This window comes from Kushneria avicenniae, assembly GCF_900112585.1.
In the GTDB taxonomy this organism is placed as follows: Bacteria; Pseudomonadota; Gammaproteobacteria; order Pseudomonadales; family Halomonadaceae; genus Kushneria; species Kushneria avicenniae.
This window is the reverse complement of sequence record NZ_FOLY01000002.1, coordinates 351,871-377,450: the sequence shown is the minus strand read 5'-3', so window position 1 is coordinate 377,450 and position 25,580 is coordinate 351,871. Positions and strand designations below refer to the sequence as shown.

General features: G+C 62.6%; 14 protein-coding genes. 2 read left to right on the top strand and 12 right to left on the bottom strand.

All coding sequences use genetic code 11. The annotated features are described in order from the left end of the window. Positions 1-69: 69 nt before the first annotated feature. The 10 genes from glgB (BM079_RS04990) to glgA all read right to left on the bottom strand — a co-directional run bounded on the left by glgB (BM079_RS04990) (position 70) and on the right by glgA (position 21,344). The gene (glgB, locus tag BM079_RS04990; RefSeq protein WP_090131399.1) at positions 70-2,307 is read right to left on the bottom strand and encodes a 1,4-alpha-glucan branching protein GlgB; all 2,238 of its coding nucleotides are present in this window, start codon (positions 2,305-2,307) and stop codon (positions 70-72) included. Beyond that, on the bottom strand, positions 2,291-5,767 hold the full coding sequence (treS, locus tag BM079_RS04985) for a maltose alpha-D-glucosyltransferase (RefSeq protein ID WP_217639642.1): 3,477 nt from the start codon (positions 5,765-5,767) through the stop codon (positions 2,291-2,293). Before treS ends, glgB (BM079_RS04990) begins: the two co-directional genes overlap by 17 nt. Before the next feature lie 134 nt (positions 5,768-5,901). After that, positions 5,902-7,947 (bottom strand): alpha-1,4-glucan--maltose-1-phosphate maltosyltransferase, encoded by a 2,046-nt coding sequence (locus BM079_RS04980; protein WP_175489606.1) that lies wholly within the window; start codon positions 7,945-7,947, stop codon positions 5,902-5,904. A gap of 103 nt (positions 7,948-8,050) precedes the next feature. Next, positions 8,051-10,276, bottom strand: a complete 2,226-nt coding sequence (gene glgX / locus BM079_RS04975) for a glycogen debranching protein GlgX (protein WP_090131397.1) — start codon at positions 10,274-10,276, stop codon at positions 8,051-8,053. A 50-nt stretch (positions 10,277-10,326) separates the two neighbouring features. Next, positions 10,327-10,782: a DUF2934 domain-containing protein gene (locus BM079_RS04970; protein ID WP_175489605.1), complete on the bottom strand. Its 456-nt coding sequence runs from the start codon at positions 10,780-10,782 to the stop codon at positions 10,327-10,329. Between the two features lie 88 nt (positions 10,783-10,870). Next, positions 10,871-13,774 (bottom strand): malto-oligosyltrehalose synthase, encoded by a 2,904-nt coding sequence (gene treY, locus BM079_RS04965; RefSeq protein ID WP_090131392.1) that lies wholly within the window; start codon positions 13,772-13,774, stop codon positions 10,871-10,873. Then, the gene (malQ, locus tag BM079_RS04960) at positions 13,767-15,752 is read right to left on the bottom strand and encodes a 4-alpha-glucanotransferase (protein ID WP_090131390.1); all 1,986 of its coding nucleotides are present in this window, start codon (positions 15,750-15,752) and stop codon (positions 13,767-13,769) included. The genes treY and malQ overlap by 8 nt, the downstream gene beginning before the upstream one ends. After that, positions 15,749-17,545 (bottom strand): malto-oligosyltrehalose trehalohydrolase, encoded by a 1,797-nt coding sequence (gene treZ, locus BM079_RS04955; protein WP_090131388.1) that lies wholly within the window; start codon positions 17,543-17,545, stop codon positions 15,749-15,751. The genes malQ and treZ overlap by 4 nt, the downstream gene beginning before the upstream one ends. Beyond that, a complete protein-coding gene (glgB, locus tag BM079_RS04950; protein ID WP_090131387.1) occupies positions 17,542-19,746 on the bottom strand; it encodes a 1,4-alpha-glucan branching protein GlgB in 2,205 nt (734 codons plus the stop codon). The genes treZ and glgB (BM079_RS04950) overlap by 4 nt, the downstream gene beginning before the upstream one ends. Then, entirely contained in the window at positions 19,746-21,344 is a 1,599-nt protein-coding gene (glgA, locus tag BM079_RS04945) for a glycogen synthase GlgA (RefSeq protein ID WP_090131384.1), read from the bottom strand. Before glgA ends, glgB (BM079_RS04950) begins: the two co-directional genes overlap by 1 nt. Before the next feature lie 758 nt (positions 21,345-22,102). Here glgA and BM079_RS04940 point away from each other — a divergent pair. Together BM079_RS04940 and BM079_RS04935 are read left to right on the top strand one after the other, a co-directional pair. Continuing rightward, positions 22,103-22,714, top strand: a complete 612-nt coding sequence (locus tag BM079_RS04940; protein ID WP_090131382.1) for a DUF1007 family protein — start codon at positions 22,103-22,105, stop codon at positions 22,712-22,714. Beyond that, on the top strand, positions 22,699-23,748 hold the full coding sequence (locus tag BM079_RS04935) for a nickel/cobalt transporter (protein ID WP_245742825.1): 1,050 nt from the start codon (positions 22,699-22,701) through the stop codon (positions 23,746-23,748). The genes BM079_RS04940 and BM079_RS04935 overlap by 16 nt, the downstream gene beginning before the upstream one ends. Before the next feature lie 12 nt (positions 23,749-23,760). On the opposite strand, the gene BM079_RS04930 is transcribed toward BM079_RS04935, so the two are convergent. Beyond that, a complete protein-coding gene (locus BM079_RS04930; RefSeq protein ID WP_175489604.1) occupies positions 23,761-24,333 on the bottom strand; it encodes a fasciclin domain-containing protein in 573 nt (190 codons plus the stop codon). A gap of 45 nt (positions 24,334-24,378) precedes the next feature. After that, positions 24,379-25,518 (bottom strand): GNAT family N-acetyltransferase, encoded by a 1,140-nt coding sequence (locus BM079_RS04925; protein ID WP_090131376.1) that lies wholly within the window; start codon positions 25,516-25,518, stop codon positions 24,379-24,381. Positions 25,519-25,580 lie beyond the last annotated feature (62 nt).

The following is a 25,580-nucleotide window of genomic DNA, read 5'->3' as shown; positions in this document are numbered from 1 at the left end:
CGTTTTGTCGCACATGGCGTAGCAGTGCTACGCCATGTGCGACGCTGGCGTCCCGTCCAGGCACGAGACCTATTCCAGGGCAGTGCTGCCGGGCTTGAACATGACGGCGCCCAGCGGCGGCAGATGCAGCGACAGCGTAAACGGCTGACCGTGGTTTTCGCGCGCTTCCCCTTCACGTCCACCGTCGTTGCCGGTACCGGTGCCACCATAGAGCCGTGCGTTGCTGTTGAAGCACTCCTGCCAGTAGCCTGCCACCGGCACGCCGACGCCGTAATTCGACAGTTCATTGGGGGTCAGATTGAGGACCACCAGCACGGGCTGGCCGTCACGGCTCCAGCGCAGCCAGGCCAGTACGCTGTTGTGGGCATCATCGCCGATCACCCACTCAAACCCTTCGGGCACGCAGTCCTGCTCATGCAGCGCCGGCTCCAGGGTATAGAGAGCGTTAAGATCGCGTACCAGATTCGAGATGCCCTGATGCTCGGCATGGGCCAGCAGAAACCAGTCCAGCTCACGGTCATGGCTCCACTCGCGGAACTGGGCCAGCTCACAGCCCATGAACAGGAGCTTCTTGCCGGGATGGGTCCACATCAATGACAGGCAGGCGCGCAGGTTGGCGAACTGCTGCCAGCGATCACCGGGCATCTTGTTGATCAGCGATCCCTTGCCATGTACCACCTCGTCGTGAGAGATCGGCAGCATGAAGTGCTCGGAGAAGGCATACACCAGCGAGAAGGTCAGCTCGCCGTGATGGTAGCGGCGATACAGCGGGTCCTCGCTCATGTAGCTCAGGGTGTCGTGCATCCAGCCCATGTTCCACTTGTAGCTGAAGCCAAGACCGCCTTCCGATACCGGTCGGCTGACGCCGGGCCACGCCGTGGACTCTTCGGCAATCATGACGGCGCCGGGGGCCTCCTCACCGACCACCTCGTTGAGATGGCTCAGAAAGTCGATTGCCTCCAGGTTTTCCTGACCGCCGTGACGGTTGGGAATCCACTCTCCTTCCTGACGCGAGTAGTTGCGATAGAGCATCGAGGCCACCGCATCCACTCGAAGGGCATCGACATGGAAGTGCTTGAGCCAGTAGATCGCCGAGGCCAGCATGAAGCCGTGAACCTCGTGACGCCCCAGATTGTAGATGTAGGTGTTCCAGTCCTGATGGAAGCCTTCTCGCGGGTCCTGATACTCGTAAAGCGCTGTACCGTCAAAGCGGGCCAGACCGTGCGGGTCGGTCGGGAAGTGCGCCGGCACCCAGTCAAGAATGACACCAATCCCGGCCTGGTGGCAGGCATCGACAAAGGCGGCGAATTCCTGCGGCTTGCCAAAGCGCCCGCTGGGCGCGAACTGCGACAGCGGCTGATAGCCCCAGGAGCCACCGAAGGGGTGCTCCATGATCGGCAGCAGTTCGATATGGGTAAATCCCATCTCCTGCACATAGGGGATCAGCCAGCGTGCCAGATCACTCCAGCTGTAGAGCTCGCCTTCATCCCCGCCGTGACGCCGCCAGGAAGCGGCATGCACCTCGTAGACCGAAATGGGCGCATCCGCCGCATGGCGACTGGCGCGCGTCGCCATCCACGTCTGATCCTGCCAGTCATGGGCCAGCGGTGCGGCCACGACCGAGCCGGTTTCAGGCGGGGCCTGAGTGGCTCGTGCGACCGGGTCGGCCTTGAGGGGCAAAAGCCCCTCCTGCCCCAGAATCTCGTATTTATAGACGCTGCCTTCAGGAAGACCAGGAATGAAGATTTCCCAGACGCCGGTAGGCTGGCGCTGACGCATCGGATAGCGCCGCCCGTCCCACATGCAGAACTCGCCGACCACCGATACCCGTCGGGCGTTGGGCGCCCAGACGGCAAAACGCACGCCGTCCACGCCGTCGACCGTCATCATCTGAGCGCCGAGGCAGGTGCCCAGCTCACGGTGATTGCCCTCGCCGATCAGATAGAGGTCCAGCTCACCCAGCAGTGGGCCGAAGGCATAAGGGTCCTCGACGACCTCCTCACCGTGCGGCCAGCGGATGCGAAGCCGATAGGGCGCCAGCCGGTCAAGGCGACCCACGAACAGATCCGGTACCTGTCCGGGCTGAAGACGCGTCATGACGCGATCGCTGTCGCGCTCGAGCAGCTCCACACCGATGGCACGCGGCAGAAAGGCGCGCACCACCATGGCGTGATCTACTTCATGCGGCCCGAGCACAGCGAAGGGATCGCCGTGAGAGCCCTCGACCAGCGCCTGAGCGGCGTCAGGGTGCAGGGATATCGTGTCAGTTGACGCGCTGCGAATGTCTGGTTTACTGCGAGTCGTCATGGTGACCCTCCCCTGATTGGGACATGTCATCACCCGATTCCGGGCTCAGTTCGTCAAACAGTGCGACCAGCCCGCGCATGGGGACACTCAGCCATGCCGGTCGATTGGCCGCCTCGTAGGCGATCTCGTAGACGGCCTTTTCCAGCGTGAACAGCGACAGCGCCGCGCTGGCACCATGCTCGAATGCCCATTCGTGTGCGACCTGGTGGGTGGCCTGACGGTAGGCCAGCAGGAACGACTGGGTGACGCGGTGGCGATAATCCTCGATGACCTCCTGGCTGACCGCCTCGCGATCGTGCGCCACATCGGCCCGATGGGCATTGTCCAGCGCCATGGCCGAGGCATAGTCAAACGAGCGCACGACACCTGCCACATCGCGCAGCGGACTGCTCTTCATGCGGCGCTCATCAAGCGAGCGGGCAGGTTCGCCTTCGAAGTCGATAATGTAGGCATCGTCATGCGAGACCAGGATCTGTCCCAGGTGCAGATCGCCATGGGTCCGCGTGCAGAGGCTGCCCCGGGCGTCATGGGCAAACGACTGCGCCATTTCGAGAAGCGCCTCGCGACGCTGCAACAGCCAGTCGGCCAGCTGCTGATCCGCTTCGCTGGCACTGGTCTTGTGGTCGGCCAGAATGTCCATGGCCCGCTCGATCTGGGCACAGACGCTGTCGGCCCATTCGCTCGTGCGGGCCTCATCAGCGATCTCGGGCGCAAAGTCAGCCTCGGTGGTCTCCATGGCCAGCAGGGTGTGCATTTCACCCAGCCGCTGTCCCAGCAGACCAGCAAAGCCGGTCAGCGTGGCCAGCGGATCATAGGCATCGTGCTGGTCGGCCTGCACCATATCGCTGATATCGCGAATGGCACGTTCGAGTGTGTTGAGCGTCCACTCCCAGGCGTCGCCCTGGTTGTCGATATAGCCCTGCAGCACCATCAGGACATGCGGCACGCCCTGATCATCGACACGGGTGACCTCTCCAAGCATGGGCGCCGTATGGGTGAAGCCGCGCTCGGTCAGATAGCGCCCCATCTCCGCCTCGGGATGGACGCCACGCTCGGTGCGCCGGATCAGCTTGAGCACCATCCGGTCATCGATGATCACGGAACTGTTGGACTGCTCGGCGCTCAGATAGCGCAGATCGGCCGCGTGCGGCACCATCTCCATGTCGCTCAGAAGCGAGGTGGAGCGGAAATGAATCTCGCCCGGATGCGGAGCATCGGCGTCCATTTCCACCACGCTGCGGCTCAGATCCAGCACCGCACCGGCCCGCAGCGCCTGGATGACCGCCAGAGGAAAGCCCGGCATGGCAAAGGCATCGGTTAAAAGCCCGACGTCCCGACCGCGACGAATGCGGGCCATGGCCAGCTGCTGGGGCAACAGCGCGCTTTCGTCCTCGTTGATCATGCCCAGTGGCAGCACATAGCGCTCCCGGGATGAGGGCTCGCTGCCCTGATGCGCCTGCACCTCGATCTCGGCCAGCAGCACCGCGGGCGTATCCACCGCATGATCGTTGACGACCGCGCCGTCCATACTCACCGCCCAGGCCAGCCTGACCTGATCGATCGTGCTGTTCTTGGCGGCAAACCAGCGCCGGCGCGGCAGATACTGCACCAGGCTTTCGTGCTCGAGAGACCACCGTGTCTTGCCAGCACCGATCTCGTCCAGACGCTGCTTGATCACCAGCGTCAGAAGATCCGGCATCATCTCCTGAGCCGGCGTATGCCAGTGCGGCATGGCAGTTTCCGGTGCCAGCAGGAACCAGTAAAAACCGTAGGGCGGCAGGGTCAGCAGGTAGCTGAGCTGTCCGATGGGCGGGAAACTGCTGCCGCCGAGCATTTCCACCGGCACATGACCTTCCCAGCTGGAAAGATCCAGCTCCACCGCCTGCGCCGAGCGTGACACGTTGGCCACGCACAGGATGGTGTCGACCTCGCCCGTCTCTTCGTGCGTATATTCGCGGATGTAGGCCAGAATGCGCCGGTTATTGGGATACAGGAGCTTCATGACACCGCGACCGAAGGCCTTTTGCTGACCACGCACCGCCAGCATGCGCCGCGTCCAGTTGAGCAGCGAGTGCGGATCGCGATTCTGCGCCTCGACGTTGATGGTCTGGAAACCGTACAGGGCGTCCATGATCGGTGGCAGCACCATGCTGGCCGGATCGGCGCGCGAGAAACCGCCGTTGCGGTCCATGGTCCACTGCATGGGCGTGCGCACACCGTCGCGATCGCCCAGATGGATATTGTCGCCCATGCCGATCTCGTCGCCGTAATAGACCGTGGGCGTGCCCGGCATCGACAGCAAAAGGCTGTTGAGCAGCTCGATACGACGGCGGTCACGCTCGAGCAGCGGCGCCAGACGGCGTCGAATGCCCAGGTTGATGCGCGCGCGACGATCGGAGGCGTAATGGTTCCAGAGATAGTCGCGCTCGCGGTCAGTGACCATTTCAAGCGTCAGCTCATCGTGATTGCGCAGAAAGACCGCCCACTGACAGTTTTCGGGAATCTCCGGGGTCTGACGCAGGATATCGGTGATCGGAAAGCGATCCTCCTGGGCCAGCGACATGTACATGCGCGGCATCAGCGGGAAGTGGAACGCCATATGGCATTCGTCGCCCTCGCCGAAATAGGGACGCGTATCCTCGGGCCACTGATTGGCCTCGGCCAGCAGCATGCGGTCGGGGAAATGCTCATCGATTACCGCCCGGATGCGCTTGAGCACCTCATGGGTCTCGGGCAGGTTCTCGTTGTTGGTGCCTTCGCGCTCGACCAGATAGGGAATGGCGTCCAGACGCAGACCGTCAACCCCCATCTCCAGCCAGTAGTGCATGACCTTCATGACCTCGTCGAATACGACGGGATTATCAAAGTTCAGGTCGGGCTGATGCGAATAGAACCGATGCCAGAAGTACTGGCCGGCGACCGGGTCCCACGTCCAGTTGGAAGTCTCGGTATCCAGAAAGATGATGCGGGTGCCGCTGTAATGGGTATCGCTGTCCGACCAGACGTAAAATTCGCGCTCGGGAGAGCCCTTGGGCGCATGGCGAGCGCGCTGAAACCACGGATGCTGATCGGAAGTGTGGTTGATGACCAGCTCGGTAATCACGCGCAGCCCGCGGTCGTGCGCGGCCTTGATGAATTCCTGTGCCTGCTCGAGAGTGCCGTAGTCCGGGCTGACCGCGCAGTATTCAGAGATGTCATAGCCATCATCGCGTCGCGGCGACGGGTAAAACGGCAGCAGCCAGATGGTGTTGACCCCAAGGCCCGCAATGTAGTCGAGCCGCTCGATCAGGCCCTGAAAATCGCCGATGCCGTCATTGTTGGCATCATAAAAGGACTTGACGTGCACCTGGTAGATGACCGCGTCCTTGTACCACAGCGGATCGTTGATAAAGGCGGGCTCGCCCTCTCCGGCCGCCATGGCCTGCTGGGACGAACCGGATACATCGCTGGCATTCATCATGAGACAGTGTCCTCCTCGCCCCGGCCGACGGCCGCAGGCGGTCATGTGGCGTCATGCCTGGCGGGACAGTTGCCGCCCCGCCTCCGCGCCGGACCGCAAGCATGATGTGCTCGCCGGCCCGGCCTGCTGCTGGATTACTGCGCCAGGCGAAGGCGCCAGATGCCAAAGGGCATCTGCGGTGTCAGATGTGTGCTCTGCCACTTGCCATGCCAGGTCCATCGATGACCGGTCATCAGATCCTCGCCATGCGTGTCGGCGTGATCCTCCAGCCCGAACTCCCACAGTGGCAGCTCGAAGTGACCGGACTGCGCGTGGAAGGGGTCCAGACTGATCGCCACCAGCACCACATTGCTCATGTCGGGCGTGGCTTTGGCGAAATAGAGGATGCGGTCGTTATCGATGGTGTAGAAACGAATGCCGAGATGGCTCTGCAGCGCCGGGTTCTGGCGTCGAATCCAGTTGAGTCGAGCAATTTCGGCGCTGATGTTGCCGGGGGCAAAGTAATCCCGCGCTTTCAGCTGATACTTCTCGGAGTCGAGATACTCCTCCTTGCCCGGCACCGGCGCCGCTTCGCAGAGTTCGAACCCCGAGTACATGCCCCAGAGCCCCGAACCCATGGTCGCCAGCGCCGCCCGGATCAGAAAGCCCGGTCGCCCCGAGCCCTGCAAAAAGGTCGGGTTGATGTCCGGCGTATTGACGAAGAAATTGGGCCGATAGCACTCGCGCAGCGGCGACGCGTTGAGCTGGGTCAGATACTCGGTCAGCTCAGGTTTGGTATTGCGCCACGTGAAGTAGGTGTAGCTCATATTGAAGCCGATCTTGCCCAGGCGCGCCATGATGGCCGGGCGGGTGAAGGCTTCGGCAAAGAAGAGCACGTCCGGGTCGCGCGAGCGGATATCGGCAATCAGCCACTCCCAGAACGGGAAGGGCTTGGTATGCGGGTTGTCCACGCGGAAGATCTTCACGCCCTCGGTGACCCAGCCCTGCACCACATCGCGCAGCGCCAGCCACAGCGCCGGCACGGCGTCCTCGGCGTAGAAGTCGACGTTAACGATGTCCTCGTACTTCTTGGGCGGGTTCTCGGCGTAGCGGATCGTGCCGTCGGGGCGCCAGGCAAACCAGCCGGGATGCTCGGCAAGCCAGGGGTGATCCGGCGAGCACTGAATGGCGAAATCCAGCGCGATCTCGAGTTCGTGCTCACGGGCGGCCGCCACCAGCGCTCGGAAATCCTCGAGAGAGCCCAGCTCGGGATGGATGGCCTCGTGACCGCCATGCTCGTTGCCGATGGCGTAGGGGCTGCCCGGATCCTCGGGGCCCGGGGTCAGCGTGTTGTTGCGCCCCTTGCGGTGGGTATGGCCGATGGGATGAATGGGCGGAAAATAGAGCACGTCAAAGCCCATGTCCCGGATCATCGGCAGTCGGGCGTGCACATCGTTGAAGGTGCCGTGCTGTCCGGGGGTCGGGCTTTCCGAGCGGGGAAAGAGCTCATACCAGCTCCCGAATTGCGCCAGCGTGCGATCAACCTCCAGCGGCATGGCTGCACTTGTGCTCAGATGGCGCTGCGGATCACACTGCTGCATGAGCGTCAGGGTATCGCGGGCCAGCAGCAGTGCGATCTGTTCGTTCTCATCGCTGGTGGCCTTGAGCCGCGTCATCAACGATTCAAGCTGTTCGGCCTGCTCGCTGCCCGAGACGGCGCGCTCAAGCGCCCGGACCACATGGTCATGGCCTTCGCGCAGCTCCAGCGAGATCGGCACGCCAGCGGCGTGTTTCTTGCTCAGTTCATAATGGTAGGTGCCATAAAGGTCCCACCACGCTTCGATCACGAACTCATGGGTGCCCGGCGTGGTGGGCGTGAAGGTACCCTCCCACAGGTCGTTACCCAGCGGTCTGACCAGCGTCAGCGTCTCGCGCTGCCAGCCGTCTTCGGAAGCACCCGATGACGCCCCTTCCTGCGTGCAGCGCCAGCGCACGCGCGCAGCCAGCACGTCATGACCGTCGGCAAAGATGACCGCAGTGACATTGACCGGCTGTCCGGCAATGGCCTTGGCGGCAAAACGCCCCTGCTCGACACCGGGGCTGATCTCTTCGATGGCGATGCGATCGGACATTGCGGCCTGCATGACCGGTGCGTCCTCTTGCGCACCACTGGGGGATGTATTGCGTTGCACCATTGACATTGCTGCTCGCTCCTCTCCCTGGGCGCAGCCCGTCGCACTTCAACGATGCGAAGGGCTGGCGGCAATCCGCCGATGGCAACCTGCCATCGGCGACATGGTTTGATTACCCGTTGCGGCCTGCACCGCTGTCGTCACGAACCAGCTCCAGCAGCACCATCGACCGGCTTTCGACTTCGTAGGTGCTGCCGAACTCGTAGTACCCGCCCTCTCTGAGATCGGGCTCGGCCGTGTTGAGCCGGAAGATCCAGTGCCTGCCGGAGGAGACTTCCGGCAGTGTCCAGCTGACCGGCTCATGATGGGCGTTAACGATCATCAGCAGCGTACTGTGTGAGCCCGCCCGACGGATGCCGGTCGGCTGGGCACGACCGTCCAGCAGCACGCCGATGGTGCGGGAGTGCTCCGACTCCCAGTTGGCAACATCCATCTCCTCGGCATCGGGCGTCAGCCAGCTCACATCGCGAACCTCGAGCTCCTCGTTCCAGTCACCGGTGAGAAAGCGGCTGCGATGCAGCATCGGATAGCGCCGACGCAGGGCGATGATGTGGCGGGTAAAGGCCAGCAGATCACGCCCTTCCTGAGAGAACTCCCAGTTGACCCAGCCAATCTCGCTGTCCTGACAGTAGGCGTTGTTGTTACCGCCCTGGGTGCGCCCGAACTCGTCACCGGCCAGCAGCATCGGCGTGCCCTGCGAGAACATCAGAGTGGCGAGCATATTGCGCATCTGACGCATACGCAGCGCACGGATCTCCGGATCGTCGGTCTCGCCTTCCACCCCGTGGTTCCAGGAATGGTTGTCGTCGCTACCGTCGTTGTTGTCCTCGCCGTTGGCCTCGTTGTGCTTGTCGTTGTACGTCACCAGATCGCGCAGGGTGAAGCCGTCGTGCGCGGTAATGAAGTTGACCGACGAGTACGGCTTGCGACCGCGATGATTGAACAGATCCGCAGAGCCGGTCAGACGCGTGGCGAACTCGGCCAGCTGCCCCTCGTCGCCTTTCCAGAAGGCGCGCATGTTGTCGCGGAACTTGTCGTTCCACTCTGCCCAGCCCGGTGGGAAACCGCCAACCTGATAACCGCCCGGGCCGCAGTCCCACGGCTCGGCGATCAGCTTGCACTGCGACAGCAGCGGGTCCTGACGGCAGGAGTCGAGGAAACCGCCGCCTTCATCAAAACCGTGCGGCTCACGGCCAAGAATGGTCGCCAGGTCGAAACGGAAGCCGTCGACGCGCATCTCGTCGGCCCAGTAGCGCAGCGAGTCGGTCACCATCTGCAACACGCGCGGATGAGACAGATTCAGCGTATTGCCGGTGCCGGTATCGTTGATGTAGTAGCGCTTCTCCTCCGGCATCAGACGGTAGTAGCTGAAATTGTCGATGCCCTTCCAGGAGAGCGTCGGCCCCATCTCGTTGCCTTCAGCGGTGTGGTTGTAGACCACATCCAGAATGACCTCGATACCCGCGGCGTGGCAGCAGGCCACCATCTGCTTGAACTCGCTGATGGTGTTGGTCGCCATATAGGACGGGTGCGGCGCGAAGAAGGCCAGGGTGTTATAGCCCCAGTAGTTGTGCAGCCCCTTCTCCTGCAGATGGCGATCATCGGCAAAGGCGTGAATCGGCATCAGCTCCAGCGAGCTCACGCCCAGATTGCGCAGATGATCCAGCACGGCCGGGTCGCTGATCCCCGTAAAGGTGCCCCGGTTCGATTCGCTGACCTTCGGGTTCATCATCGTCAGGCCGCGCACATGGGCTTCATAGAAGATGGTGCGATCCCAGGGCACATGAATCTCGCGCGAGCGCCCCCAGGTAAAGGCCGGGTCAATAACACGGCACTTGGGAATGAACGGCGCACTGTCTCGCTCGTCAAAGCTCAGGTCACCATCCTCGTGACCGATAGTGTAGCCATAAAGCGCATCATCCCACTGAAGCTCGCCGACCAGCTGGCGCGCACAGGGGTCGATCAAAAGCTTGTTGTGATTGAAGCGATGGCCCTTTTCAGGCTCGTAGGGCCCATATACCCGATAGCCGTAGAGCTGACCGGGACGCGCGTCCGGCAGATAGCCGTGCCAGACCTCGTCGGTAAATTCCGGCAGTTCGATGCGCTCGAGCTCCTCCTGCCCGTCATCGCTGAAAAGACATAGCTCCACTTTGGTGGCGTGCGCCGAAAACAGGGCGAAGTTGACGCCCAGACCGTCCCAGTTGGCGCCCAGTGGATAGGGCAGACCTTCACGAACCCGACTGCGCTGCTGCCCGGTGGCTGCATTGAGCGGTGATTCGCGTCCGCCGGAGTTGATCCCAGGCGTCGGTGCACCGGGATGAATTGGTGTTGTCGTCATGCGTTACTCCCGAAAGGGAAATACAGGAACTCAGGCCGTGCAGAGCACGATTACTGACCCGACTTGTCGTCGTTGCTGCTGTTCTTGCGTGCGGTCGTTGTTGCCGATCTGGCAGCACTGCCCTTTTTGGCTGCTGTTGTCTTTCGAGTGGTGGTCGATTTGGAGGCGGTTGTTTTGGCGCCTGCTGCCTTGCCTTCAGCAGTCTTTTCAGTGCTGCTGCGCCGTTTGGCCGTACTGGCGCGTCTGGCCGCCGGCTTTTTGGCTGTAGCTTCACCGGTGGCTTCGGACGCGTCCGCCACGCTGGCGGACGCGGCAACCGGCTCGGCCGTTTTTTTGCTGCGGGGTGCGGGACGCGGCTGAGCGTCCTGGGGGACATCGGTAATGCGCTCGGCGGCAACCATGCGACAGGCCATGTGCCAGTGCCGCTCGGCCTCACCGTCGGGGCAGCCTTCGGCTTCCCAGATGCGGTAGGCCAGCAAGCGAATACGAAGCTGATCGTCTGCCATGGAATCCATTCTCCTTGATGGGCCATGCCCCTGTTGTCCGGCAGACCCGTGTTGTCTGAAAGGCGCCGACTGCTGTCAGCGCCGGTAATCAAGATGACATCGGCTGATCGCTGCGGGCCACGCCGGCCTGCGTTGTGTCGGCTTCCAGTGCCTGCTCGTGATTTGACGTGATCGTCGACATCTCGCGATACAGCACGCAAAACGGCAGGGATGCCATGAGCTCGCCCACCGGGGCGCGCGGATCAACGCTCTCGCCGGTCATCAGCGACTGCCAGCCGGCGGTATCCTGCGCTGAATACTTCACATGAGTATTGCCCCAGCGCGACGGCGCGATACGCAGTGCATCTTCCTCCAGCAGCGAGCCGCCATGGCGGGTGGCGATCACCATCACCGCCTGCCCTTCATGCTCGCGCGTAAAGCCGATCAACTGTCCGGCGCGTTCGCCCTCAAACTCGAGCCCCTGATAGTCGCCGTGCAGGAAGGTGTCCGACATGCGCTGTCTCAGATGCAGCACCTGCGTGATCAGCGCCTGCTTGATGCGCCCGTCTCGCCAGTGATCGATCAGCTCGATCAGAGGTGATTCCTGTGAGAGCTGCTCGCGGCGCACGTTGAAATCGACCGGGCGACGATTGTCCGGATCGACCAGCGAGAAGTCCCAGCGCTCTGTGCCCTGATAACAGTCCGGCACACCCGGTACCGTCATGCGCAGCAGGGTCTGTACCAGTGCGTTGAGCGCACCCGCCGGGCTGATCGTGGTCACGACATCAAAGATCGAGTGGCGCAGCGCGGTGCCCCGCTCATCGGTCAGAAGCGTCATGACAAATTCGCGGCACTGGGCTTCATGCGTCTCGTCGGGATAGAGCCAGTGCGAGTTCAGCTTGGCCTCGCGCAGCGCCTTTTCCTGCCAGTCGGCGATGCGACCGGCAAATGCTTCAAGCCCTGCGGCGTCATCGGGAGAGAGCGTCAGCGGCCAGGCCCCGGCGATGATCTGATAGAGCATCATCTCTTCCGCCGCGGACGGGCCGGCCAGCGCACCGGACGCATCACCGGCACTGCGCAGCGATGACGAGGTGGTCAGCCACTCCCGCACCTGCTCTGCCCAGCGATCGCCCCACTCCGACAGGGCCGCCAGTCGTGCACGAACGTCCTCGCCACGCTTGTGGTCGTGTGTGGCCGTGGTCACCATCGTGGCGGGGAAGTGCCGCGCCTGCCAGGCGTTGAAGCGATGGAAGTCCTCGCTCGAGGCGGCAAAGTGGGCGCCGTCAAAGCCGACATCGTTGCGCGAGATGAGCACGGCGCTGCGATAGCCGGCCGTATCCTCCACAGCCTTGGCCGCCAGTGGCGAGGTCAGCTGGGCAAAACGCACGATGGCGTTGCGGCGCAGGCGACAGCCCGGTTCGTCGTCATCGCCGGGCGCCTCGCCTCCCAGCCAGTCGTAGACCTGATCCAGAACCGCCTGATCCGGCGGCGTCAGGCCGTCGCGTGCCGCCTCCACGGCATGAGCAAAAAAGTTCTCGTCACGCGGTGCCAGCCCCTGATCGTCGGCGTAGGTGCGATAGATCGGGAACTGTACGGCCAGCTCACGCAGAACACGGCGAATCATGTCCGGCGTGGTGTCCCGGGTCATGGGGTCATGACGCGCCACATCGGACAGCGCCCTCACGGCACGCTCGAACTCTGTCACCAGTGCCGTATCCACGATCTCGCGACGGGCGCGGGCGACTTCCTTTTCAAAGCTGTGCTCGCGTCCCGACAGGGCGTGCCACAGCGCCTTGAGCGGCGCCTCGCCTTCCGGGTCGTGCTGAAGCTTTGAGACCGCGTTCATGAATTCATAGCCGGTGGTGCCGGTCACGCCCCAGTCCAGCGGCAGCGATTCGTTGCCCTCCAGAATCTTCTCCACGAAGATCGGAATCGGCATCTCGGGGGCCCCGCCGGGACGCCGGGTGGCGGCCTCGTCAACGCGGGCCCGCAGCAGACGGCAGTAGCCGGCCGGGTCAGCCAGACCATCGACATGATCAAGACGTACCCCATCCACCAGCCCCCGCTCGATCAACTCGAGCAGATAGACGTGGGTCTGGGCAAACACGGCCGGATCATCGACGCGCAGAGCACCGAGTTCGGTAATGTCGAAAAAGCGTCGCCAGTTGAGGCTGTCATTGGCCGTGCGCCACCAGGCCAGCCGGTAGTGCTGCTGCTCCAGCAGCACGTGAAGACGCTCGGCGCCTTCCGGCGTTTCCGGATGGTAGCGCGCCAGCAGCGCCTCAAGCTCCGCGCGTCCCTTGTCAGTGCGCACGTGCTCGGCCAGTGCAAGGCCGGCACGCTCGGCGCCCTCTTCAAGGGAGATGGCCTCTTCGATCTCCTCAAAGCGCCGCGCCTGCTCACCCATGCCGTTTTCCAGCAGCATCAGCGCATGACAGCGCGGATCAATGGGGAAGCAGTGCTCGAAATAATCGACCTGAAACAGACCGGTGGTCTCATCAAGCGTCAGCGCCATGTCACCCGACACCAGTGCCTGGCCATAGGGCTCACCCAGAAACGGCACCAAAAGCCGGTTTTCCAGCGTCGGATCGCCATTATCGCGCCAGTTGATGTCGAACATGTCGGCAAAGCGACCGGACGGCCCCCAGCGCAGCACATCCAGCCAGTACGGGTTTTCCCGGCCACCCACAGCCAGATGGTTGGGCACAAAATCAACGATCAGCCCCATGCCGCGGGATCTGAGCCTGCCCACCAGACGGGTCAGTGCCGCCTCGTCACCGATCTCGGGATTGAGCCGGGTAGGGTCGACGCCGTCATAGCCGTGGGTCGAGCCGCTGCGGGCCGCCCACAGCGGCGAGGCGTAGAGATGCGTGACCCCGAGTCCGGCGAAGTAATCCACCAGCGCCTCGGCATCCTCGAGCGTGAAGTCCTTGTGAAACTGCAGGCGCTGACACGACAGCAGCGGCTGCTGACCCGGCACTTCTGATGGTGCACCAACGGATAGTTCACTCATTCAGCCCTGCTCCTGCGCGTGCGGTGGTCATGGCTCGAAGTCTTGCCAGAACGGCGGGAGATTCGAACATCTCGTCAACGCTCAATGGCAGCCGACGGCGCCAGTTGGGGTGTTCATCCAGCGTTCCAGGCAGATTGGGCTGCTCTTCAAGACCCAGCAGATCCTCGAGCTGCAGCAGCACCAGCGGTGCCGGCGTGGCACCGATGTGGCGGGCTGCGGCTTCAAGCCAGGTCTCGCTGTCGGCATCCGGCTGGATGGAAAGGGTCTGTGCCAGTGCGACGATGTCCTGCTCGCGCATCTCGCGCTGCTGCTTCGGCGTTTCCCCCTCGCCGAGCATGTCGAGCTCGATGCGCCAGTCCAGATCACGCCCGACACGCCAGCCGGCCACGGTCGGCAGGTCATGCGTGCTGGTCATCGCAACCGCCCGTGACGGGTAGTCAACGGCAGGGGTGAAGGTCTCTTCATCGCGTTCGAACCACAAAACGCCCATGCCGAGAATGCCGCTTTTGTCCAGCCGCTCACGGAATGCGGGCTCTACCGTGCCCAGATCCTCGCCGATGATCAGGGCGCGATGGCGCCAGGATTCCAGCGCGATCAGTCGCAGCAGCGACTGCTCGGGATAGCGCACGTAGGCGCCTTCAGTCGGTGAAGCGCCTTCCGGAATCAGCCACAGGCGCGAAAGTCCCATGATGTGATCGATCCGCAGACCGCCGGCACCGTGCAGGCATGCCCTGAGCGTGGCGATAAAGCCGTCAAAGCCGTATTTAATCAGTCCCTGGGGCGAAAACCCGGTCACGCCCCACTCCTGACCATTGGCGTTGAAATCATCCGGTGGCGAGCCGATGCGCAGTTGACCCAGCATCTCCTCCGGCCGGCTCCAGGCCTGGCTGCCATGCGGGTCCACGCCCACCGCGATATCGGCAATCAGTCCAATGCGCTGGCCGGCCTCAAGCGCGCGCCGCTGAACGTTTTCAAGCTCGCCAGCGATCTGCCACTGGGCAAAGGCGTAGAAGGTGACGCGGTCGGCATGCTCATCACAAAAGCTTGCTACCGCGTCGCTTTTAACGTCCTTCATGGCCTCCGGCCACTCATGCAGCGGTCCCAGCGCCTCGCTGATGGCCTCGAAGCGACAGTGATTTTCAAGGGTCTCGCCGCCCTGCTGGCGAAAGGCGGCCAGCGCCTGTCGGTCCTCACTGGAGAGCACGGTGAAATCACGCTCGAGCGTCTGCCAGCACCTGTGACTGACGTGGTCATAATCCACCAGCGATGCGGCCTCATCGTCGCTTGCCACGTTGCTGGAAGCGACGTAGAGCGGGTTGAAGGCCAGCCGCGTCGAGGGCGAATAAGGTGAAAAGCGCTCGGGTTGATGCGGGAACAGGGCATGCACCGGGCTGATGGCCAGCGCATCCAGCCCTTCGCGGCCGGCATGTTCGGCTAGCCGGCCCAGCGCCTCACAGTCACCGATGCCGCCGTCCTGATCGCGACGCAGGCTGTAGAGCTGTACGCCAAGGCCAGCCATGGACTGCTCGCCATCGCCGGCAAGCGTGGCAACATCCATGCATCGGTGCGGCGCGACGGCCAGGCGCCGCTCCTGCCCCTCGATCTGCAGGCGGTAGTAGCCTGGCGTGGTAATCGCTTCCAGCTGTCCGCGCGGGTCGGCATGCCCGTGCGAAATGCTGCCCTGCTCGTCGATCAGGATGTAGGCGGTGCCTGCCGCGACCCAGCCGGGCAGTTCGATGGCCTGATCGATTTCGCCGACAATCAGGGGCGGCCAGTCAGCCACGCTGTCGGGGTCATGCAGTCGCCTGATGGCGGCCAGACTCTCTTCGATGTCGTCAGACGAGCCGGTGGCGTAGCCCAGCCCTTCCAGCACGCCCTTGATAGTGGCGTCATCCAGTCGCTGTGGCCGGTCCTGACTGTCCTGCCAGTCGATGACGATACCGGCGGCTTCGGCCAGCGCGCTCAGTGTACGGTTCATAGATGGCTGCTCAGGCAGGCACGAACCGCGCCCGGTGCCAGCGTATGGGCATCATCCGATTCGCCGAGTTCATAAAGCCGCTGCCCTTCCGGAGCGTCGATGCTGACGCGCTGGTCGCCCAGGTTGACGGCGATCCCCAGGACGGTGCCATCCCCCATGCGCCAATGGGCCAGCACCGCGCCCTCACCCAGCGCCACGGCGCCCATGGGCCGCGTGCCCGGCAGACGCGGCACGATTTCGGCATGGCGAATATCCAGTAGCGTCATGTAGCGGGTGTGCCACATGGCCGACTCGGGATCGTCATTTTCAGGGGCCGGTGGCACGGACTGGTCAAAGGTCGAGACGGCGTTGGGATCAGGGATCTTCGCGCGCGTGGCTTCGTCCTTGAAATGGGAGAAATCGGCAAATTCACTGCGTCGGCCCTCACGCACAGCGTCGGCCAGCTCATCGCGATGATCGGTGAAAAACAGGAACGGGCTCTTCGCCCCGTGCTCCTCGCCCATGAACAGCATCGGGATCATCGGGCACAGCAGCAGCAGCGCGGTGGCCGCCTCGAGCTTCTCCTGCTCGACCAGCGAGACGAGGCGCTCACCCATCGCCCGATTACCGACCTGGTCATGGTTCTGCAAAAAGGCGATGAAGGAGGTGGGCGACAGATGGCCGCTGGGCTCACCGCGCGAGTGGCCGCGACGGTCATTCTGGCCCTGAAAGATGAAGCCGCCGTGCAGGGCGCTGGCAAGCTTGTCGGTGGCATGGTCGCAGTAGTCAGCGTAGTAGCCTTCATGCTCGCCGGTCAGCAGCGCATGCAGCACGTTGTGGACGTCGTCGTTCCACTGGGCGGTGTAGGCGTTTTCCAGCAGCGAGGCGCTGTTGCGCTCGTTTTCAAGCATCAGGTGCACGTGACGCATCTCGCCGATGCCTGATTTGATCCGTTCGCTCATCTCGCGCAGAAAGGCGTCGTTGTCGATGGCGTGCACGGCATCAAAGCGCAGACCGTCAAAGCGATACTCTTCAAGCCACATCAGGGCGTTGTCGATGAAAAAGTCCTTCACCTGTGGCTGGTTGAAATCGATCGCATCGCCCCAGGGCGTTCGTTCACCGGTAAAGAAGTCAGGGGCGTAGTGCGGCAGATAGTTGCCGTCGGGACCGAAGTGGTTATAGACCACGTCGAGAAAGACCATCAGCCCCAGGCCATGCGCCTGATCGATCAGAGCCTTGAGCTGCTCCGGCGTACCATAGGAGGCTTCCACGGCATAGGGCAGCACGCCGTCATAGCCCCAGTTGCGCGCGCCGGGAAATTCGTTGATGGGCATCAGCTCGATGGCGGTAATGCCCATGGCGGCCCAGCCCTGCAGCCGCTGGCGAATGCCTTCAAAGCCGCCCAGCGCCCCGGCGTGGATTTCCAGAATCACGGTTTCATGCCAGGGGCGGCCCTGCCAGAGCACGTTCTGCCAGGCGTAGGCATCGGGATTCACGACCACACTGGGGCCGGTCACGTCCTCGTGCTGGGCGCGCGCGGCCGGGTCGGGCACGGCCAGTTCGTCGCTGATGCGATAGCGATAGTGCGCCCCGGCCGGGCATTCAGTGTCAAGGGTGAAGTCGCCGTCGCGGCCCTTCTTCATGGCAAGGCTTTCGACGGCCTCGTTCGGCGAGCGTGACAGCTCCAGCGTTACCGACTCCAGGCCGGGGGCCCAGAAGGTAAAGCGGGTGCGTTGATCATCCTGTACGGCTGCCCCGTAATGACAGCTCCAGGAGAATCGCTGGTGGGTGGGTTTCGATGTGGAAGCACTCATGTTGGCCAGTCTCCCTGACGCAGGTAAAGCGTACTCAATGGTGGAAGCGTCAACAGCAGCGACGCCGGATGGCCATGACTGGGCTCGGGGTGTGCATGGACAGCACTGCCGTTGCCCTGGTTGCTTCCAGCGTAGAAGACGCTGTCACTATTGAATATCTCGCGCCAGACACTCATGACCGGAACGCCGATGCGATACTGATAGCGAACGACCGGCGTCAGGTTGCAGATCACCAGCAGAGGCGCCTGCCCGGTCTCGGCGTGACGCATGAAAGCGATGACGCTGTTGTCGCTGTCATCGCCGACCACCCAGGAAAATCCGGCCGGTTCGCCATCGCAGACATGCAGCGCAGGGTCCTCGACGTAGATGCGGTTGAGATCGGCAATGGCGCGTGACAGTCCACGAGGCCCGGCCTCATCCAGACGCCCCCAGTCAAGCTCCTGATCATGATTCCATTCGTCCCACTGACCCAGCTCGGTGCCCATGAACACGAGTTTTTTGCCGGGATGCGCCCACATGAAGGCCAGATAGGCCCGCAGACCGGCAAGCCTTTGCACTTCGTCGCCGGGCATGCGGGTCAGCAATGAGCCCTTGCCGTGCACCACTTCATCGTGGGACAGCGGCAGAATGTAATGCTCGGAGAAGGCGTACTGCAGACCAAAGGTCAGATCCCCATGATGCCAGGCGCGATAGAGCGGATCGCGCGACATGTAGGAGAGCGTGTCGTGCATCCAGCCCATGTTCCACTTGAAGGTAAACCCGAGTCCGCCGGTCGCCACCGGCGCCGTCACGCCCGGCCAGGCCGTGGACTCCTCGGCGATCATCATGACGCCCGGGCAGCGCTCGGCGATGGTGGTGTTGAGCTCGCGCAGAAAATCGATGACTTCCAGATTTTCACGGCCGCCGTGAACGTTGGGCCGCCAGGCCCCTTCAGGACGGCTGTAGTCGCGATAGAGCATCGAGGCCACGGCATCCACGCGCAGCCCGTCGATGTGAAAGTGTTCAAGCCATTCGAGCGCACTGGCAATCAGAAAGCCCCTGACCTCATTGCGCCCGACGTTGTAGATCAGCGTGTTCCAGTCGGGATGAAACCCTTCGCGCGGGTCCTCGTGCTCGTAGAGTGCGGTACCGTCAAAGCGCACCAGCCCATGCTCATCTGCCGGAAAATGGGCCGGCACCCAGTCCACAATCACACCGATGCCCGCCGCATGGCAGGCGTTGACGAAACGGGCGAAGGCGTCAGGGGTGCCCATGCGGGCCGTCGGAGCAAACATGCCGATGGGCTGGTAGCCCCATGAACCGACAAAGGGGTGCTCGCTGACGGGCATCAGCTCGATATGGGTAAAGCCCATGTCGGCCACCCAGGGGATCAGCCGCGATGCCAGAGCGTCCCACTCCAGCGTGTTGCCGCTCTGATCGTGCTGCCAGGACAGGACATGCAGCTCATAGATGGACAGCGGCGCCGTTCGAATATTGCTGGCATCACGGCGCCTGAGCCAGGCATGGTCATGCCAGCTGAAGGCGCGATTGCCGGCCACCACGGAAACATCCAGTGCCTCCGCATCGGTTCGACGCGCCAGCGGGTCCACCTTGTGGCGAAGGCAGCCCTCGTTATCCAGAAGCTCGAACCGGTAGCGCTCGCCGGCCTTGAGGTGCGGCAGGAAAATGGCCCAGATGCCGCTGCCCTCGTGACGCTGCATGGCATGGCGACGCCCGTCCCAGCCGTTGAAATCCCCCACGACCGAAACACGGCGGGCATTGGGCGCCCAGAGCGTAAAGCGTACGCCCTCTACGCCATCGACCACTGCCGAGCAGGCGCCGAACACGCGTGCCAGCTCGCGGTGGCGACCCTCGCAGAAAAGATGAAGATCCAGCTCGCCCGGCATGGGCGCAAATCGATAGGGGTCTTCGCTGATCTGAGTGACGCCATCCGGCCAGGTGATATGCAGGCGATAACGCACATCCTGCGGGATGCGTGCCAGAAAGAGACCGCCCTCGCCGGGTTCGGCCACTGCCAGCACCTGATGTACGGCATCGATCAGTTCAACGCCGACAGCGCCGGGCAGCAGCAGCCGCACCAGCGTCTGGCCCCCTTCCTCGTGCGGCCCCAGCCAGCGAAACGGATCGTCGTGTCGGGCCTGCACAAGGCGCGACAGGGCATCGCGCTCACGTGGGCAAGCGCTGGAAAATGCTGTCGCCATTATACGCTCACATGTCTTAACGAGTGGGTAGCTGCCCCTGCAGGCACCATCAGCTGGTGATAGAGGCGTCTATAGGGCGTGACCGACAGTCGCCATTGATAGTGGATGGCCATGGCAGCGCGACGCATGGCATAGAACAGTTCGGTGCAGCCAAAGATGCGAAAGGCGCGGTCGATGGCCTTCTGGAAGTCCTGCTGCGACAGTTCGTCAAAGAGAAAACCGGTCACACCGTCCTCGATCGTATCGGCCAGTCCGCCGGTACGGTGGGCGATCGGCAGCGACCCGAAGCGCTGGGCGTACATCTGCGACAGGCCGCAGGGTTCAAAGCGTGACGGCATCAAAAGGAAATCGCTGCCGGCAAAGATGCAGCGCGCCTCACGCTCGCTGAAGCCGATGTGAACGCCGATGGCACCCGGGAACCGCGCCTCGAGATTGCGCAGGGCATTCTCGATGGCCGGCTCGCCGCAGCCGATCACCACCAGCTGGCCGCCAGCGCGCACGATGGACTCGGCTGCCGCAATGGTCAGATCAAGCCCCTTCTGATGCACCAGACGTGACACCACCGCGAACAGCGGGCCGTGACTCACCGCCAGGCGGAACATGCGTCGGACGTGATCGGTGTTGGCTCGTTTGCCGGCCCAGTCATTGGTGGCAAAGGCACAGGCCAGATAGGCATCCGTCTGCGGGTCCCAGCTGTCATCGATGCCGTTGGCGATACCACTGAGACGCTTTTGCCCGGCACAGTCCGACAGCAGCCCTTCCAGCCCACAGCCAAAGGCGGGCGTGGTGATCTCGCGGGCGTAGGTTTCACTGACCGTGGTGATGTGATCGCTGTAGATAATGCCGGCCTTCATGAAGGAGAGCCGGTCATAGAACTCAAGTCCTTCAGGCGTGAAAGCACTTTCGGGCACCCCCAGCCGGCTCAGATATTCCGGACCGTAAAGCCCCTGATAAGCCAGATTATGGATGGTGTAGACGCAGGGCGTATCATCATTGTTCCAGCGCAGATAGCCGGCAGCCAGACCGGTCTGCCAGTCGTGCAGGTGCAGAAGATCCGGATGCCAGCCCTGATCCTCGAAACGCTCCCCTGAAGACTCCATCGCCATCTGCGCCGCCGCCAGCGATAGCCGGCCGAAGCGAATGGCATTGTCTTCCCATTCGCGGCCCTGTTCGTCGAGATAGGGGCTTCCGGGGCGCTCATAGAGTTCCGGGCAGAGCAGGACATAGACCGTCAGCCCTTCGGGCAGCTCGATACGTCCAAGATCGCAGGCGGGAATGTCGGCAAGACCGGGCAGATGGCCGATGACATGAACCGGCCAGATGCTCTCGAGAACCTCCCGATAGGCAGGCATCAGCACACGCATGTCGTAGTGATTGAGAAGCGCACGCGGCAGCGCCGCCGAGACATCGCCAAGGCCGCCGACCTTGACGAAATCTGCCAGCTCCGAGGTCACAAATAATACGGGATCAGCCGGCTCGCTCTGACCGGCAGAGACACTATGCTGTGCGAGGGAAGCAGGTGCCGAAGTGGCGGGTGCTGTGGTTGTTGTGATTTGAGTGGCGTGTGCCTGAGTGGCATCAACGGCTGAATGGGACATGCGCAACCTCCTCGCGAAGTGCGCTGACGCCGAAGTGTCTCGAACCATTGAGCGATACAGCGGGCAGCCCTTCAGGGCGCCGACGCTTTTGGACGGCACCACCCGGACACTGTACAGACATCGTTTCCATCGACATTCCCTATCGATAAACGATCGCTCATGGTCGGCTGTGCATCCGGCACCACCGCTACCTGATAAATCCATCAGAAAAAAGGTGCCGGAGCATCACGCCTGAGCCGGAACCATGAGCAAGATATAACGTGAACTGACAGCAGCGTCAAAGCCCTTTTAAAAGCGCTCCTGCCAATTTTGTAACTTTTTTAAACAGATTGATCTGGATTAAGTTTATTGACAGAAAAAACACTGTTTACAGCATATTGATGAACAATCCTCGCATCTTTACGCACAATCAGATGCCCCTCATAAAACCGGAGAGTCGCCACCTGTCTCCATCTTTACCAAACGAAAACACTCGACAAACCGGTATATGTCGGTAGCACGGTAACGCGCAATAAGACACTATCCACCATCTACCCATGGACGCTGCCGGCGAGCATCATGACTGACCCTGTATCAAACCCGACGTCCCGGATTTTTTAAACAGGCCTTAACCTCCAGAATTCATTCAGGCGATATCAGGTTCGCGCCTTCCCCCATGACCCATGCAACATGTCGCTTCGATGATCCGAAAAGGCCTTCTCGTGTCTACCAACTTCCAGCGTTTGAAATACGTTTTTGTTTTGCTGACAGGACTTGCCATGTCGTGGGTAACCAGCTCGGCTACTGCGCACCCTCACGGCTGGGTGGATTACCGCGTGACGGTCATGGTCGATGATCAACAGCGCGTCACGGCGCTCGAGCAGTCCTGGAAGATGGACCCTTTTCAGAGCCTGACCATGGTGGAAGGGCTGGAAAACGTGGAAGGCAACACCAGCATGGCGCAGCGGCTGGACGCCCTGGGCCATGAGATCGCGGCCAATCTGGCCACCCAGCACTATCTGACCCACGTCCATGACGGCGACCGGGAACTGGCGCTGGGCGGCATCGAGGACTACACCACGCGTCTGGATGACAACCGCGTCGAGTTTTCCTTTGTCCTGACGCTGGCCGAGCCGCAGCCGCTGAGCGATTCGCTGAGCTGGCAGATCTACGACGGCACCTACTTCATCGAATTTTTATACGACGACCGGGTCGAACATCCCATTCAGCTTCTTAACGCGCCCTCGCAGTGTCATGCCGAAATCGTGCATGCCGACCCGGACCCGGCGGTCGTGGCCAGGGTATCGGCCATCGATGTGACGGACGACGCGCCGGACGGGATCGGCAAACTGTTCTCGGATACCGGAGTGATCAAGTGCCAGTCACCGTAAAGCCGCTCTGGATAAAACCTCTCTGTATCATGCTGGCCGTGGTCGCACTGGCGACACTCTTGTTTTCAGGCGTCGGTCAGGGGCTGTGGCATTCACTGGTCGCGGACATCATCGCCCTGCAGCGCACGCTGCATCGGGGACTGGCCAGCGCCATGATGGCGCTGTCGCGACGCGAGGGTATCGGCGACTGGCTGGATCTGATGCTCCTGAGTCTGGGCTACGGGGTTTTCCATGCCCTCGGGCCCGGCCATGGCAAGGCGGTGGTGGCGACCTACCTGCTGACCCATCGTGCGGCTTTGACGCGCGGGCTGGTCATGACTGCCAGCGCCGCCCTGCTCCAGGGCGTGGTGGCCATTGCCATGGTCACGGTGCTGGTGCTGGGGCTTGGCTGGCTGACCCGCGACGCCATGGCCGGTACTGTCTGGATCGAGAAGGCAAGCTTTGTGGCCGTCACGGCGCTGGGGCTCTGGCTCGTATATCGTGCCGGGCGCGGCCTGCAACGACTCAGGTCGGAAAGCGCTTCAGCGCCTGCTGCCGGCCCCCTTCAGCCCGGTGCCCTCCGCCTGACCCCGACACAGCCCGCCGGTGCCAGCGTCATGACGCCGTTGCATCATGCCGGCAGCAACGCCTGTCACTGCTGTAGCGGTGCTCATCATATCGATCCGATGACCAGCGGCCGACACTGGCGCGAGATGTTGGCTGCCATCGTCTCGATCGGGCTGCGCCCGTGCAGCGGTGCGGTCATGGTGCTGGGGGTGGCGGCCATGCTGGGCTTCTGGTGGGCCGGAGTACTGTCGGTACTATCCATGTCGATCGGCACGGCACTGTCGACCTCACTGCTGGCCACCCTGACCGTGCTGGCACGCGTGCGTATGGCCCATCTCTTCCAGCGGACCGGCACCCGACGGCCACTGGGCATCGGCTATACCCTTGCCCTTCTGGGCGGCGTGCTGATCACCCTGCTGGGCATTGCCCTTTTGATCAATGCCCCCGATGCGGCGCTGTCACCGCTGATGCGAGGACCGCTGGGCTGACATGCTTGCATATCAGGCGTCCGGGCGCAGGCCGGTAGCATCCCAGGGCATCAACACGCCATCAATGGGATGGACAATGCCGTTGTGCGCCCGAATTTCTTCGCGCTCAACGGGCACATCGTTGACGCGGTAGTGGCCGTTGTCCACTCGCAGGCTGAGCTGTCCTGCCAGCGCCTGGGGGCGACCCAGCGTCTCGAACTCGCTGGCTGGCACGATCCCCGGCAGCAGATGATACTTGAGCACCTTTCGAAGCCATTCGTTGTGATCACCGCCGAGCAGTGCCTGGCGTTCCTTGGCCGGCAGCTGCGCGAAGGCTTCATCGGTCGGCGCAAACATGGTGTAGGGCCCGTGTCCGTCGAGCATATCGCTCATGCCAGCCTTGTCGATGGCCTGCACCAGGGTATTAAAGTCACCGCTGTTTCTGAGCGTCTCCAGCAGCGTCTGACTTTCGTGTTCGGTGATATCACCCGGCTGCTGCTGAGGCGCCTGCTGTGACGGCGATTGCGCCTGCGCCATCGACGCCATGCCACCGCCGACCAGGGCCAGACTGGCCGCCATCCACATACTGCGATACAGGGTTTTCATCATCTCTCCATGACGTGAATACGAATAGTCGGTCGCCACCGGGGATCAGTGCGCCTGCCTAAAGGGCAGCATGGTCGCCGCGTCAAGACGCATCTGATCCATGACGGTCTCTTCACGCGCCAGAAAGTCGGCCACGGCGTCGCGAAACCCTTCGTGTGCCAGCCAGTGCAGCGAGCAGGTGACGGTCGGCTCAAAGCCCCGGGCGATCTTGTGCTCTCCCTGGGTGCCCGGATCAAAGCGCGACAGACCGGTCGCCAGGCAGTGCTCGATCCCCTGATAGTAGCAGGCCTCAAAATGCAGGCAGCTGGTCTCGACCTCGCTGCCCCAGTAGCGTCCATAGAGCGTAGTCGAACCCCGTAGACATAGCGCGGCGGCGACGGGACGCGACGTCTCGTCCAGCGCCTGAACCAGTACCAGCGACTCGGGCATGTCCTGCACAAGACGGTAGAAGAACTCGATATCCAGATAGCCGCGCTGCCCGTGCTCGAGATAGGTGATCTGATAGCAGCGATAGAAGTGCTGAATGGCGCTGCGATCGATCTCACGACCGGTCAGGCGACGCATGGTCAGCCCCTGCTCTGCCACACGGCGCCGCTCCCGGCGCACCTCCTTGCGTCGTTTGGAGGTCATGGCAGCCAGAAAACCCTCGAAGTCGCCATAGTCGCGATCAAACCAGTGGTACTGCATGCCGCTGCGCTGGAGTAGCTCGGGCCAGCATCGGCGCCACTGCTGCGCAAGCGAGGCTTCGGGAAAAAGCAGGTGCCACGACTGCAGCCCGGCGCTTTCAAGATGCTCGGCCATGGCGGCCAGCGCCGCGTCAGTATCGACATCGCCTGACAAGAGCAGGCGCGGCCCGGTGGCAGGCGTGAAGGGGATGGCGCTGAGCTGCTTGGGGTAGTACGTGCCGCCGGCACGCTCCCAGGCATCGGCCCACTGCCAGTCAAAGACATATTCGCCCCAGGAGTGATCCTTTAAATAGCGCGGCATGGCGCCTACCAGCCGGTCATCCTGCCAGAGGGTCAGATGATGCGGGGTCCAGCCGGTACGGGACGATACCGCGCCGGTCATTTCCAGGGCGTTGAGAAACTCATGACGAATAAAGGGGTAATCCACGCCTGCCAGCGCATTCCACTGCTGCGCGTCGATATCGGCCATTGCGCCGATATCGCGAATATCGAGACTCATGGCGTTTCTCCAGCCGGGTGCATGACAAGGGTACACAATAGAAGGCCCTGACGTGTCCGGGT